Annotated in this window: 13 protein-coding genes; 5 read left to right on the plus strand and 8 right to left on the minus strand. The window is 48.1% G+C overall.

The features are described from left to right. Nucleotides 1–12: 12 nt before the first annotated feature. From cysW to AACT35_RS13340, 4 genes are read right to left on the minus strand one after another with little or no spacing between them, the layout of a single operon-like run. Nucleotides 13–837, minus strand: a complete 825-nt coding sequence (gene cysW, locus AACT35_RS13325) for a sulfate ABC transporter permease subunit CysW (RefSeq protein WP_099238193.1) — start codon at nt 835–837, stop codon at nt 13–15. Beyond that, nucleotides 827–1684 (minus strand): sulfate ABC transporter permease subunit CysT, encoded by an 858-nt coding sequence (cysT, locus tag AACT35_RS13330; RefSeq protein WP_099238195.1) that lies wholly within the window; start codon nt 1682–1684, stop codon nt 827–829. The genes cysW and cysT overlap by 11 nt, the downstream gene beginning before the upstream one ends. Nucleotides 1685–1740: 56 nt before the next feature. Then, nucleotides 1741–2034 (minus strand): NIL domain-containing protein, encoded by a 294-nt coding sequence (locus AACT35_RS13335; protein ID WP_099238197.1) that lies wholly within the window; start codon nt 2032–2034, stop codon nt 1741–1743. A 48-nt stretch (nt 2035–2082) separates the two neighbouring features. Continuing rightward, nucleotides 2083–3147: a sulfate ABC transporter substrate-binding protein gene (locus tag AACT35_RS13340; protein WP_099238199.1), complete on the minus strand. Its 1065-nt coding sequence runs from the start codon at nt 3145–3147 to the stop codon at nt 2083–2085. Nucleotides 3148–3471: 324 nt separating this feature from the next. Between AACT35_RS13340 and AACT35_RS13345 the strand changes: the two genes are divergently transcribed. From AACT35_RS13345 to AACT35_RS13365, 5 genes are all read left to right on the plus strand, one after another. Next, nucleotides 3472–5292: an SLC13 family permease gene (locus AACT35_RS13345; protein ID WP_065710270.1), complete on the plus strand. Its 1821-nt coding sequence runs from the start codon at nt 3472–3474 to the stop codon at nt 5290–5292. A 123-nt stretch (nt 5293–5415) separates the two neighbouring features. Then, nucleotides 5416–5709, plus strand: coding sequence for a DUF5666 domain-containing protein (locus AACT35_RS13350; RefSeq protein WP_099238201.1), 294 nt, complete (start codon nt 5416–5418; stop codon nt 5707–5709). Nucleotides 5710–5941: 232 nt separating this feature from the next. After that, entirely contained in the window at nt 5942–6505 is a 564-nt protein-coding gene (locus AACT35_RS13355) for a peroxiredoxin (protein WP_012306421.1), read from the plus strand. A gap of 118 nt (nt 6506–6623) precedes the next feature. After that, on the plus strand, nt 6624–7637 hold the full coding sequence (locus tag AACT35_RS13360; protein ID WP_065710268.1) for an NAD(P)/FAD-dependent oxidoreductase: 1014 nt from the start codon (nt 6624–6626) through the stop codon (nt 7635–7637). A 160-nt stretch (nt 7638–7797) separates the two neighbouring features. Then, nucleotides 7798–8775, plus strand: a complete 978-nt coding sequence (locus AACT35_RS13365; protein WP_099238203.1) for a GntR family transcriptional regulator — start codon at nt 7798–7800, stop codon at nt 8773–8775. Between the two features lie 39 nt (nt 8776–8814). Here the strand turns inward: AACT35_RS13365 and AACT35_RS13370 are convergent, their stop codons facing one another. From AACT35_RS13370 to AACT35_RS13385, 4 genes are all read right to left on the minus strand, one after another. After that, nucleotides 8815–9765, minus strand: coding sequence for a hypothetical protein (locus AACT35_RS13370; RefSeq protein ID WP_099238205.1), 951 nt, complete (start codon nt 9763–9765; stop codon nt 8815–8817). A gap of 243 nt (nt 9766–10008) precedes the next feature. Beyond that, on the minus strand, nt 10009–10845 hold the full coding sequence (mazG, locus tag AACT35_RS13375) for a nucleoside triphosphate pyrophosphohydrolase (protein WP_099238207.1): 837 nt from the start codon (nt 10843–10845) through the stop codon (nt 10009–10011). A gap of 100 nt (nt 10846–10945) precedes the next feature. Further along, nucleotides 10946–13027 carry an Rne/Rng family ribonuclease gene (locus AACT35_RS13380; RefSeq protein WP_099238209.1) on the minus strand — a complete coding sequence of 694 codons (2082 nt, stop codon included), beginning with the start codon at nt 13025–13027 and terminating at the stop codon, nt 10946–10948. 356 nt (nt 13028–13383) lie between these two features. Further along, a complete protein-coding gene (locus AACT35_RS13385) occupies nt 13384–14544 on the minus strand; it encodes a cysteine desulfurase family protein (RefSeq protein WP_099238211.1) in 1161 nt (386 codons plus the stop codon). Nucleotides 14545–14549 lie beyond the last annotated feature (5 nt).

Here is a 14549-nt window from a genome sequence, read left to right on the forward strand (position 1 = left end):
CCTAAATTGCCATTAAGCGGAGTGAGTATTCCGTTCTAGGATCTCTTTCAGCACCAGCGTCACACAGGCAAGTAAAGCTAAAACAACCGCCGCTGCGAAGGCCGATTCTGTTGCGTAATTCATATGTTCTTGCTCTACAAAAATCGGTAGTGTTGCTGTTTTGCCGAGGATACTCCCAGAAACGACAGAAACAGCCCCAAACTCTCCCATCGCCCGGGCATTTGTCAGCAAAATGCCGTAGAGTAACCCCCAACGAATATTGGGTAATGTCACCCGCCAAAAAATTTGCCAATCACTAGCACCAAGAGTACAAGCAGATTCTTCTTGATCTGATCCCATTTCTTCTAAAACAGGAATAACTTCTCTGGCGACAAATGGCAACGTTACAAAAAGTGTGGCAATCACCATGCCTGGTAAAGCAAAAAGGATCTTGATATTTGCTTGTTCAAAAAGAGAACCTAGCCAACCATTTTGCCCATAAAGCAAAACAATCATCAAGCCAGCAACAACAGGGGAAATTGAAAAAGGAAGGTCGATTACACTGAGAAACAGAGTCCGCCCCCAAAATTGTTTTCTTGCCAATACCCAAGCGGCGCAAAGACCAAATATTGTATTCAATGGCACACTAATTAAAGCAATGATCACCGTTAATTTAACTGCTTGAATAAAAGCGCGGGCTTGGATTGATTTAAAGAAAACTAAAACTCCTTGGTGAAAGGCTTCATAAAAAATGGCAAGAATGGGAATTAAAAGAATTAAAGCGAGATAAGTAAGCGTAATCCCAATTAGCCATTGGGGAGAAAGTTTAAATTCAAAGGATTTAAGTTTAGTTTGCATAGCGCCTTCCCCATTGTTGTAGAAAATTGATAATAAATAGAAGCAGCAAAGAAACAATTAACAGCACTGAACCAATCACCGTCGCCCCTTCGTAATCAAAAGCTTCTAGGCGTTGGAAAATTAACACTGGAGCGATTAAGTCTTTAAAAGGAATCCCCGATGAAACAAGCACAACGGAGCCATATTCACCCACTGCCCGGGAAAAACCGAGGGCAACGCCCGTTAAGATTGGTGGGATTAGGGGTGGAAAAATAACGCGCCAAAAAGTCTGGCTTTCTGTCGCTCCTAAAGACCAAGCAGCGTGTTCTGTTTCTTCTTCGAGTTCGCGTAATACTGGCTGGAGAGTGCGCACCACAAAGGGGAGAGAAATAAATAACATCGCAATAAAAACGCCGATGCGGGTGTAGGCAATCTTGATCCCTAGGGGGGCAAAAAGTTGTCCAATCCAACCTTGATCGTTATAGAGCGTTGCTAAGATGAGACCTGCAACGGCTGTCGGTACAGCAAAAGGAATATCAATGGCTGCGTCAACAATTCGTTTGAGGGGGAATTCATAGCGGACTAAGACCCAAGCGATGATCGTGCCTAATAGGCCATTAATTGCCCCAGCGGCGATCGCCGTAATAAAAGTCACACCATAGGCAGACAAAGCCACCGGGGATAAAGCAATTTCTAGGTATTCTGAGGTGCTTAAGCTCAGGGATTTTTCGATTAAAGCGAAGGTCGGCAAAATCAAAATCAACGCTAGGTAAGTAATTGTTACTGACCAAGGGATCGTATTTTTTGGAAATTGGATTGACCTTGCCGAAAATAATTTACGCGGCAGAGCTAAAGATAAAATTTTCATCGTTTACATAACAGAAATGACTGGTAGATTACTGAAAAAAATTAAAGATATTTATCTCACCACCCGTCAGTTTCCGAAGATTTTTTATGATAAACACCGATGTTATGATCTTCTAGGTAGAGGAGTGCGTCTTTCACTGCTTGATTAGGGCCAGAAATTTGTAGATCGAACCAACCGCTAACCGTCGTATCTGTGCCAAGGGTTGCCGCTAAAATATTAACTTGAATATTATGTTTAACGGCTAGTTGGGTGATGATTGGATCCTGTTGATATTGTTTCGGGATTTGTACCAAGATATTTACTTGAGTGTGGCGATCGCCTGGATTTTTTTCTGCTGATTCATGAGACATAATTGCTGTACCTCTCCTATTCAAGAATTTAGCTTGATTTCTAATTCTTTACTGTTGAAAAATTTGATCAAAGATGCCACCATCACCAAAGAATTTAGGTTGTGCTTCGCGCCAGCCACCAAAGTCTTCAATGGTCGCTAGGTTTTCAATCTCTGGGTATTGATCCGCGACTTGAGCCGCAACATCAGGATCTGTCGGTCGGAAACCAACTTCTGCAAAAATAGCTTGGGCTTCAGGGGTGAAGAGGAACTCAACAAAAGCCTCTGACACGTCCCGCGTATTGCGTTCATCGACGGTTTTATCCACAACGGTCACGGGATTATCGATCGCGATATTGAAATCCGTCAGGACGGTGTAGGGTTGCTTTTCCCCTTGTAAGTTGGCGAGATAAACTTCATTTTCATAGTTCAGCAGAATATCTCCCTGTCCCTGTTGGTAGAAGACATCGGTAGATTCCCGTGCATTTTTTGGCAGAATTGGCGCATTTTTATAGATTTTGGTGACAAATTCCCGTGCTTCGGCTTCAGTACCACCCGTTTGAGTGATGGCACCCCAAAGACCAAGGAAATTCCAGCGGGCACCACCGGATGTTTTGGGGTTGGCCGTAATAATTTCTAAGTCGTTTTCAGCAAGATCAGTCCACTGTGTAATTTTCAAATTGGGGTCACGGGGCACGATCGCAATCACAGAGGAAGTAACCACACTGTCACGGGGGGCTTCTGTTTCCCAGCCGGGGTCAATTAGACCAGCCTCTTCAATTTGGTTGATATCAGACCCCAGGGCGAGGGCGACAATATCTGCTTCCAAGCCATCGATGACGGCACGGGTTTGGGAACCAGATCCGCCATAGCTTTGCTCGATGGTTACGGTTTGTCCGGTTTCTGTTTTCCACTGCTCAACGAAGAGCGGGATGATTTTTTCGTAGGCGCTCCGGGTAACGGCATAGGTAACCAGGGTTATGGTAACTGGCTCTTGGGATTGAGTCTGAGCCGTTGTGGTTTCAGACTCGGGGGTAGTGCTCTGGTTTTGGTTGGGGTTACCGCAAGCGAAAAGACTACTACTCAATAGGGTGGCGATCGCCAAAGTTTTTAGGGACAAATTAGACTTTCTCATTTTTGATTCAATTTCTTTTGAATTGATAGCCAATCATAATCTAGTCTTGTTTGAATTGCAATTCATTTCAAATTCAATCTTGAATCATTCTCTGCTGTGCCATGATGAGAGTTGAAAAAAATTGACCCTGCCAAGGGTGCATGGCAATCCGTTCTAAGCTGTCAACCCTTCTCTATGCCTTTGTTTCAGATTTCTAAATCTTTTTTTCAGTCCTGGCGATCGCCCCGAACTTGGAACGCGATTCTGCCCTTTAATGTCATAAAAACGACTAAATTCTTTTCAACGGCGCCCATGCTAGGCGTTCTATGTGCTGGAGGATTTTCGATGGCAATGTTTGCGCAGTTGCCTTCTTTGGGGGAGGCGGCTTTCTTCGGTTTGGGTTGGCAAGGTTGGTTGACCCTCGGTCTGACCCTGGTGGCCTTTCTTTTAAATGCCCTGACGCCTCTCCCTGCCGAGGTGATTTTCCTTGGTGCCTTGGGAGCCTTGCTGCTGACGGGGGTGCTTGATACGAGTACTACCCTCGCCGGGTTTAGTAACGAAGGTTTGGCGACCATTGCGGTGCTTTATCTCGTGGTGACTGGCTTGCAACAAACCGGCTCCCTCAGTTGGATTTCTCAGCGGGTTTTAGGACTGCCGAAAGGAGAGTCTGCGGCCTTGATGCGGTTGATGGTGCCCGTGATGGGCCTGAGTGCTTTTCTAAACAACACTCCCGTAGTGGCGATGTTTATCCCGGTAGTGAACGAGTGGTGCCGCAAGCTGCGCATTAGCCCCTCAAAATTGATGTTGCCCCTGAGTTATTCTGCTTCTTTTGGGGGCGTCTGTACTTTAATTGGTACCAGTACAAACCTGGTGGTCAATGGCCTCTTGATTGCCGAAACAGACCATGCCGGTCTCGGCCTCTTTGACATTGCCTTGGTGGGATTACCCTGTGCGATCGCCGGTGTGACCTTTCTAATGCTGAGTCACAGTTGGCTACTACCAGAGCGCAAACCGGCCATTAGTGACCAGGACGATCTGCGGCAATACACCGTGGAAATGGTTGTCCACGAAAACAGTCCCCTCATTGGCAAAAGTATTGAAGAAGCTGGCCTACGAAATTTGCCAAACCTGTACCTGATTGAAGTGGTGCGGGATTCCTTGGTGTTGCCAGCGGTCAGTCCGCGCGAAGTTTTACAGGAAAAAGATCAGTTAGTTTTTGTCGGGGCAGTGGATTCGATCCTCGACCTCAATCGACTCCGGGGATTACAGCCAGCCACGGATCAAGTTTTTAAATTAGATACTCCCCGCTCTGAACGTTGCCTAATTGAGGCGGTTGTTTCCAATACCTGTCCGCTAATCCGACAAACGATCCGGGAAGGAAAGTTTCGCAGTCGCTATAATGCCGTCGTTTTAGCCGTGGCCCGCAACGGGGAGCGCCTCAAGGGAAAAATTGGGGAAATGCGCCTGTTGGCAGGGGATACCTTATTACTCGAAACCCACCCCACTTTTTTGGAGCAGCAACGGGGTTCCCGGGACTTCTACTTAGTCAGTGAAATTCCTGATTCGGAGCCGATGCGCCATGACCGTGCTCCCCTCGCCCTGGGAATTCTGCTGGTGATGGTGGTTTGTGTGGTGTTCGGTTGGCTCTCGATGTTAAAGGCGGCAACCCTAGCGGCGATCGCCATGATTGTTTTCGGTTGCTGTTCCCCCAGTCGTTCCCTCAAGAGTATTGAATGGTCTGTGTTGCTCGTCATTGGGGCCGCCTTTGGTTTGGGGAAAGCCTTAGAAACGACCGGGGCTGCTGGGGCGATCGCCGCCAATCTCCTGCAACTGGCGGGAGACAATCCCTGGCCCACCCTGGTTGTCGTCTACGGAATTACGACCCTCCTCACAGAATTAATTACCAACAATGCCGCCGCGGCGTTAATGTTCCCCATTTCAGTATCCCTAGCTAATACCCTCGGTGTGGATGTGATGCCTTTTGTGATTGCGATCATGATCGGCGCTTCGGCGAGTTTTTCGACTCCCATCGGCTACCAAACTAATTTGATGGTCTACGGGCCAGGGGGCTACAAATTCACCGATTATTTTCGGGTGGGGATTCCCTTGAACCTCCTGTTTTGGGTGGTGGCTTGTAGCATTATTCCTTTTATATTTCCTTTTTAGAACGATGGCACCACTTCACCTAGGGGAACTTTTCTAACCTCACCTATGTCCTGGAAAACTGATTCCATTCCCAGGAAATCAGGAAGGAATTCAACTTTGCTGTTATAAAAATTTTTTAGGATCATGACATTTTTTGGAAAAGCCCTTCTTGCAACCATTGCGAGTAGTGGCTTGTTTCTAACTTCCATCCCGGCGATCGCTGATGATGATAATGAAATCGAAGGATACATCACGTCGATTAACCGACAGGATCAATCTTTAACTGTGAACGGAATTAGAATTTTTGCAAGCCCCGAAACTGACTATGATGATGGACTCAATCGATTCAGCGATCTGCGGGTAAATCAAAAAGTTGAGGTGGAGTATTTGACCTTCCGGGGTAACTACATCGCCATCGAAATTGAACTGGAAGATTAACTTTTTTTCTCTTCTTTTCTTTTTTTTTGTCTTCCTATGAATGGTCTTTGCCCCCGCAAGCATCCTCTATCTGGATAAACCTGGGGTGATCGCCATTCTTTTTTTGTGCCTGCCTCCGGGATCTGAAAACGAAAAGCTTGACTTATTCCTAAATAAGAATTATTCTGGCTTATTAAGAAAGGTTGAGACCTTTCCTAAAATTTTCTGTTATCACATTATTCAAGAGGTCCACATGGCTAGAGTACCTGACGTTGTCTTCAAAACCCGCGTCCGCGATGAGTCCGTAGAAGGCCCCAACCCCTACCGTTGGGAAGACAAAACCACCGCTGACATTTTCGGTGGCAAGAAAGTTGTTCTTTTCTCCCTGCCTGGTGCTTTCACGCCCACTTGTTCCTCCAACCACTTACCCCGTTACGAAGAGCTTTATAGCGAATTCCAGGCCCAGGGCGTTGATGAAATCATCTGTCTGTCCGTAAACGATGCTTTCGTAATGTTCAAGTGGGGTAAGGAAATCGGTGCTGACAAAGTCTTCCTCCTTCCCGATGGTAACGGTGAATTTACCCGCAAAATGGGGATGCTCGTTGAGAAGTCTAACCTCGGTTTTGGGATGCGTTCTTGGCGCTACTCCATGCTCGTCGAAGATGGCGAAATCAAGAAGATGTTTGTAGAGCCTGACTTCTCTGATAACTGCCCCACCGATCCTTTTGAAGTATCTGATGCAGATACCATGCTGGCTTACATCAAGGGCGAATCTGCTCCTGGTGTTTCTGAACCCCGCAAAGAATTTGTTGGCTAAGTTTCTATCACTGACGCTCACCAAATAATTTTTTTAGACTAAGGCAAGGGGGGCGGCGATCGCCTTCTTTGCCTTTTTGATTTCTCGTACCACCGCCAAACCATTGGGGGACTCTGCCATGAAGCTTTCTAGTAAAAACCTCGAAACCCGTTTAGATACCGTCTATGATGCCATTATTGTGGGGGGCGGCATGGGTGGTTTATCCGCTGCAATTTACCTCGCCCGCTATGGCCTGAAGTGCCTCATCGTCGAAAAAGGCAGGGGCCGCTCCTTCTGGATGCAAGATCTCCGCAACTATGTCGGCTTAGACCCAGAAACTCCTGGGCGAGATATTATCCTCCAGAGCACCAAGCAGGCCATTGATTGGGGTGCGGATCACCTGCGGGGTTATGTCGAAGAAGTTACTGATGAAGGTGAAACCTTCGCCGTCAAAGTCAAAGTTGGCAGAAAAAATAGTAGCTATCCTGTTTTCCGCAGTAAATATGTAGTCGCCGCCTCTGGCATCATCGACAATCTCCCCGAAACCGATGATATGCAAAATGTCTATGATTATGCTGGCTATACGCTCCATGTCTGCATGATCTGCGATGGCTTCGATATGTGGGATCAAAAGGCGGTCGTCATTGCGGGCACCGAAGGACAGATCAACGCCGCTTTCGTCTTAAATTGGTTTACCCCCTACATCTCCGTGCTGACCCATGGCCTCGTGGAAGTGAGCGATGAAATGAAAGAAAAGCTCGCTGAACACGGCTATCCCCTCTACGAACAAAAAATTGTGAAATTCCACGGCGAAAATCACAAGATGAGCGGTGTTGAACTCGAAGATGGCACTATCGTCGAAGCCACGACAGGTTTGGTGAATATGGGCTCGACCTACTACAACGACTATTTGAAAGGGATCGACGGTTTGGAGTGGGACGGTGAAAACCTCGTAACCAATAATATGTGTCAAACGACCCATGAGCGAATTTTTGCCCTTGGTGATCTCAAGAAAGGCCTCAATCAAGTCTCTGTGGCGGTGGCGGATGGGACCTTGGCCGCAACGCAGATTTGGCGTAATATTCGTCGGGCGGCTCCACCCCGCAAGTGGGTTGAAAATGTCAGCGAGCCCCATCCTTTTCTAAATGTCTAATTTTAGATAGGGCCTTGGTACTTTTGCTCGGCCAGGTAAATTGGCGATTTGATTCCTCAACTTTTGGGGAATTTTTTTGTGCCAATATTCAGCTATCTAGGCGATCGCCCAGGCATTTTTTCGGTTTGATGGAGGAGATCCTCTACGTGTGAAGTCCCCCATGTTTTCTTTCCACATTCAGCCCGATAGCGAAATCCCTGCGTCCCAACAGCTCCTGGACCAATTGCAATTTGCGATCGCCTCCCATCAGTTTAGGCGCGATCAACGGCTGCCGAGTTTGCGGCAATTGGAAATGATGACTGGACTCCACCGCAATACCATCAGCAAGATTTACCGGGAGCTTGAAGTCCTTGGCCTCGTCAAGTTAATTCCCGGCTCAGGGGTTTATGTTCAGGATCAGCGCCAGTCCTCCACGACGCCATCCGAAACCACTCAAGAGCCGTCGCCGCAACCCCAGGCCATTTTTGATGACGCAATTCAGCGACTGTTGGAGGCGGGCTATAGTTTGCCTCAAATTCAACAACTGTTTACTAAGGCCATTGATTGGCGTCTCGCCTGTGCCGCCCAGGTGATGATCACTATTCCCCAGCGGGAATTGGGGGCTGGCCAGTGGATTTTGCAAGAAATAAGTCAGGCGATCGCCATCCCGATCCAACTGGTTCCCCTAGAAGCATTGGCCGAACGTTTAGAACAGATCACGGCGGCAACCCTGGTTACTACCCCCTATTTCGTTCAGGCTGTGGCGGCGATCGCCCCCCCGAATATCCAGATTATTCCGGTCACACTCCATGATTACGGCCCCGAACTGGCCCACATCAAAGCGCTTCCCCCCAACCACTGCCTCGGTCTAGTGAGCCTGAGTCCTGGCATTCTCCATGCTGCCCGCACCATTATCCATAGTCTCCGGGGGACTGAGCTGACCCTGATTACTAGCACGCCGACGGATCTGCCTCGTCTCCAGGCGCTAATCCGACGCAGTCACATGATTTTATGCGATCGCCTTAGCTTGGAAACCGTGCAGCAACAAATTAGCCGACTCCAACCCAGTCTTAGTCAGCGACCTAAAGTATTTCCTTGTAACAATTACATCAGTGAAACATCACTACAGTCACTGCATCAAGCCTTACAAAAATCCTAATATTCTAGAAATTCTTATGTTTTGGCTGAATAAAGCTGCTTATAAATATTGTTGGTATTTTTCATAAATGTCTACTGCCGGAATTGGTTCCATAAATGCCTGCGGTAAACTATAATCCTGAGCGGAATACTCTTTTCGCAAATCAACAATATTTAGATAAGGAAGTTGCCAATCCCGTAGCCGCTGCAATAACTCTTGAAATTCGATGTCATTTTTTTGATAACGATATTTAAACGCAATAAATTGCAGCATCCGCGCATAGGAACGGGGGTTATCATGTTCTGCTGGAATTTGGAGAATTTCAGTTAAATGATTGAAAACATCTTGATTATCACGAATGTGTAAACTGAGCTGCGTCACATCATAAGTATCAGATTTTGTTAGGGTTTTTGAGATACTAGAAATCGCCCGCAGCACCGTATAACTGTAGGTTGCCTGCTTAAAAAGCCTCAGCAATTCCAGTCCATCTGGATATTGGGCGACATTATCAATCGCCTTTAAATATTCCTGGAGCACAATCCGGCCTTTGTCTGTTTTAATGCGGTCGAGCAGAGGCCATACTTTTTTGTGAAGAATAGCGATCACTGTTTGGTGATCTTGGGTTGCAAGCACCTGGGAAATAAATTTGTAAATACTTTTTTGAAGCGGACTGCGGAACTGTAATTCTGTTTCAGAAATCAGTAAATAACTTTCCGCCGCTGTTAAAGCCAATTCTAAAAACTGAATAATTCGTTTTAAACCCTTAAACTCGCCAAGTTCTTTCTCGATTAAGACCCGCATTTTGGCATAGGTCAAAAAGTCTTCATTGTCGAACTTATTTAGTTCGATTCGCTGCACATGCCAGGCCTTTGCTCTAATTTCGCGATTATACTTTCGGTGTGCTAAAACAACTTTTTCTGGCACTGACTTCTTGCTAATCAGTTTCACAATTTTTTCTGAAAAACTGGTCTCACCGATTAGAGGCTTATTCCACCATTGTGTTTCATCCATGGTTATTTAAGGCAAGTAATGGAGTTGATTGCTGGTGAACGGGATAGTGTTTTCTGTTCCTAAACTATTTTTTAGTTTGCTGATAGGGAAAAATAGACTTTCTTAACCATATCATCGCATATTCTTTGTCTAGGTTGGGGCGTTTATTATTACATAAATCCTGTCGAAATTGTGGCTTAGAGCGAGCAGTCAAGCCACTTTAACAACCCTCACAGTGCCCTAAGGTAACGAAATTACTGAAGACTAGTCGGAAGAATCAATGCTTTGGTGGAGATGTTGTTTTGCCCGTTGCCAAAGGGTTTCTAGTTCTGCGAGGGAATAATCTGCCAGGGACTTATCTGCAAACTTTTCCATCAGAGAAATGCGTTGCACCATGCGGTCGTTGGTGCCGTGGAGCGCCCCATTGGGATCGAGATCATACCACCGGGCTAAATTGACAATGGTGAATAGTAGATCGCCGAGTTCAGCCTGTTGATGGGCCTTATTCTCAGTTTGGAGTGCCTCGCGAAATTCCTGGAGTTCTTCCTCAAATTTTGCCCACACTTCCCCAATGTTTTCCCATTCAAATCCGGCGGCGGCAGCTTTTTCGGACATTTTTAGGCTCGCCATCAATGGGGGGAGGGTGCTGTTATAGCGGTCTAATTTACGGCTGAGCTGGGGCACAGTTTGCGGGGATTCGCCTTTTTCCTCGGCCTTGATGGTCTCCCAGTTTTGACGGACTTCGGCGACGGTGCTGGCACTGGTTTCACCGAACACATGGGGGTGACGGCGAATCAATTTTTCGCTAATGCCCTCGGCGACTTCCTGGAGGCTGAAGTGGCCGTATTCCTGGGCAATTTGGGCTTGTAAAACGACTTGCAGTAAGAGATCCCCTAATTCTTCGGCGATCGCCTGTTGGTCATCCTGACGGAGGGCATGGACAACTTCATAGGCTTCTTCGATCACGTAGGGAATCAAGGTTTGGGGTGTCTGTTCTAAGTCCCAGGGACAACCACCAGCGGGCGATCGCAATTGAGCAACAACCTCAATTAAATGTTGTAGAGCCGTTAGGATTGCGTCGGTCGTTTGTTTCGGTGCCATAGCTTTTTAAGGGAATTTTTGGGTCAGAGTGAGGGCGCGACAACATCCCCAAAAGAAAAAAGCAGTGTTGCCACTGCCTTAGGTTAACGGTAATTGGGTTTTAACTACTGGCGGAAGAACGGCGACGGCGACGGCGACGGCCATTGGTCTTTTCTTCAGCGTCTTTTTCTGCTACTTCCGGTTCCGCCTGGGGTGAAACTTTTGTTTCTACGGGTTGAGCAGTTTGAAGAGCTGTGTCGTCTGCTTCGAGGGCGACCTCTCCAGTTTCAGGGGTCTCAATCTGGAGTTGTTGCGGCTCTAAATTTTCGACTGGTGTTACTTTTTCCGAAGTGGCATCGGTTTCTTTGGCGGTTCCCGGTCGCACAATTTCGATAATCGTTGAGCGGGGGTCTTTTTTCCCAGCAGCGTCTAAACGCACCAGGGGTGATACCCCAATCAGGGCATAGACATTTTTTTCCTGCTCCGTCATTTCCACCTGGACGGTTTCTTTGGGCTCGTCACGGCGGTAACGACTCCGTTCGCGACGGTCATAGCGGGAAGACGTATTGCTGTTGTCTTGGGACGAAGACGTTTTTGTTTCTTTTTTCTCTTTTGTCGGCGTCTCAGCAGAGGGGCGATCGCCACCATTATCTTGGGTCTCTTTTTCGTCCCGGAGCACCGGCTTACTCGAAACCTCTGGCGATCGCCGGCGACGACGACGATTATTATTATTGCTGCTTTGTTCCTGATAATCGGGATGATGCACTAGATTTAACGGCTCTGCCGCAGGCGTATTCCCTGCATTAATCAGCTTGCTCCGAGCAACCCGTGATGTAATCCGTCGTCCGTGGCTGGTGGTGCCGCGCCGTCCCCCAGACAGTACAGGCCGACTTTCTCCCGGTGTCCGCGCCCCGCCCTGGAGCGAGAGAGAAGACAGAATATTTAACTGGAGTGGTACAGGTTCCTCTTCACCGGGTAAATGTACCAAGTGACCAAGGCCATTACAGTGGGCGCAGGGCTTACCGAACAGTTCGTAAATATTTTGACCCTGTCGTTTACGGGTTAGTTCTACCAAACCGAGTTCAGACAACTGGGCGATCTGGGGCCGGGCCTTATCCGCCTTGAGAATACTTGTAAAATGCTCCAGCAACTTCAACTGATCATGGCGAGAATCCATGTCGATGAAATCCACCACGATTACCCCACCAATGTTGCGTAACCGCAGTTGCCGCGCAATTTCTGTGGCCGCCTCATAGTTCGTCCAGAGCACCGTTTCCCGTGCGGTGGCGGATTTAGTAAAAGAACCAGAGTTTACGTCAATGACAGTTAAAGCTTCGGTAGGTTCAATGATGATGTAGCCCCCAGAAGGCAACTCAACCCTGGGCTTGAGGGCTTCACGAATGGCTGCATTCACCCGGAAATAGTCCAGAATCGATTGCTTTTCGCGGTGATGATCAATTAACAAACCGTCGGGCGCTTTCCCCCCTTCCCAGTTCATGAGCTGGCTTTTCACCCGTTTCATGCCGCTGGCAGAATCCACCACGATGCGGTTCACTTCATCGCTGTACATGTCCCGCAGCACCCGCTGAATAAAGTCGTCATCACGGTTGATCAGGGTCGGAGGACGGCCGTAGTTTGCCTGCTGCTGGATCACTTCCCACTGTTTTTGGAGCAGTTCTAAATCTTCGATGATCGCTTCTTCGTCGGTACCTTCGCCCTCAGTCCGCACCAAAAGTCCCATGCCGGGGGGTTTCATCAGCACGGCGAGGGCCCGCAGACGGTTACGTTCGCTATCACTACTGATGCGGCGGGAAAGGTTAACTCCTTTGCTGTAGGGCATCAGGACGACGTAGCGACCGGGGAGGGTAATATTGCCTGTGAGCCGTGGCCCTTTGTTTCCCGTGGGTTCTTTCATCACCTGAACCAGGGCTTTTTGTTGGGGTTCGAGGAGTTCGGTGATTGAGCTGGAATTTTTTCTGAGTCGAATGGGGCCGAGATCGCTGACGTGGATGAAACCGTTTTTTTCGGTGTCACCGATGTTGACAAAGGCCGCGTCAATGCCGGGAATGACGTTTTCGACGATACCGAGATAGATGTCACCGACCTGTTGGGCACCGGTGGATACGACAATTTCTTGGATTTGGTCTTCCCAAAAAACGGCAGCAATCTGATGCTGCTCTGCAATAATAATTTGCTTAGGCATTCAAATTCCTCGATTTTTTTCGCTTAATGCTGAAAAAACTGTTCTATGCAAGTTCTGTTGTCTGAAATAAATGCTTTGAAACTAGGCTGGATATTTCTTGTTTCGTGCAGACTTCACCGCAGACATGAGTCTATGTATGGCTGGGTGAGATGAAATGGTAGGCGATCGCCGGATCTTGTGTCATTGAGGAAAAGGTTAGGATTACCGCAACAACAAACAAAGACCGGAGCAAATTCTTTCTTCACACGCTGTGTAAAGGGAGAAGACGGTTACGGCTAAATACAGGAAGGTTTAGCGGCATATTTGCAATCGCCTCAGATCCCATTCTAAAGCCAAGTGTTCACTTTGGATCACTTTCATGGGGTCTTGGTGGGCATTTTCCGGAGGCTGTGGAGGGTGTGCTGTAGGGTGTGGGCGACGTGATCGATATCGGTAGCGGTGGTGAAGCGGCCTAAACCAAAGCGCAGGGAGGCGCGACAAAGGGCTGGCGATCGCCCCAGGGCCGTGAGGACATGGGAGGGTTTACCGGAACTACAGGCGGAACCAGCGGAAAGGGCGACGGTATTGCGCAGTGCCAAAAGGAGGGCGGTGCCGTCAATATTTTCGATACTGATGTTGAGATTGTGAGGGAGCCGTTGGTCTAGGTCGCCGTTTAGATAAATGTCCTCTAGGGGTTGGAGCTGCTGCCAAAGGCGATCGCGTAATAGTTTAAGCCTGGTATTTTCGCGTTCCATCTGGGCCAGACCGATTGCAATGGCCTTACCAAAGCCAACAATTTGCGGTGTGTAGAGGGTACCCGATCGTCGGCCCCGTTCTTGGCCACCGCCATGGAGTTGGGGCGCGAGGTTGACACGGGGATTTTTTCGGCGCACATACAACGCACCGATTCCCTTGGGGCCATAGATTTTATGGGCTGTCAGGGACAGCAGGTCAATGTTTTGGGTTTGGACATTCAGGGGAATTTTGGCGATCGCCTGGGCCGCGTCACAGTGAAATAAAATGCCTTGGTCATGACAGAGGGTGCCAATTTCTGCGACAGGTTGGAGTACACCAATCTCGTTATTGGCCGCCATTACCGAGACCAGTACTGTATCTTTACGGAGTGCTCTTTCCAACAAGGATAAATCCAATAAGCCATTGGCTTGCACGGGCAGATGAGTTACCTCAAACCCCAAAGTTTCCAAATAGGCACAGGGGTCAAGCACCGCTCGATGTTCTGTTTGCACCGTAACAATATGCCTGCCCTTGTCAAAATAAGCCTCAGCAACTCCTTTAATCGCTAGATTATTTGCCTCCGTCGCCCCGCTAGTAAACACAATTTCCTCTGGCTCTGCCCCAATGCTGCTGGCGATTATTTCTCTGGATTGTTCTACCGCCGCCGCCGCTTCCCACCCATAAACATGGCCAGCACTCGCAGGATTACCAAACTGCTCCGTAAAATAGGGCAACATCGCTTCTAATACCTGCGGATCAACGGGAGTTGTCGCATGGTTATCGAGATAAATGGGACGCTTCATCACAA

Source organism: Synechococcus sp. BDU 130192 (assembly GCF_963876085.1).
Taxonomy (GTDB): domain Bacteria; phylum Cyanobacteriota; class Cyanobacteriia; order Cyanobacteriales; family MRBY01; genus MRBY01.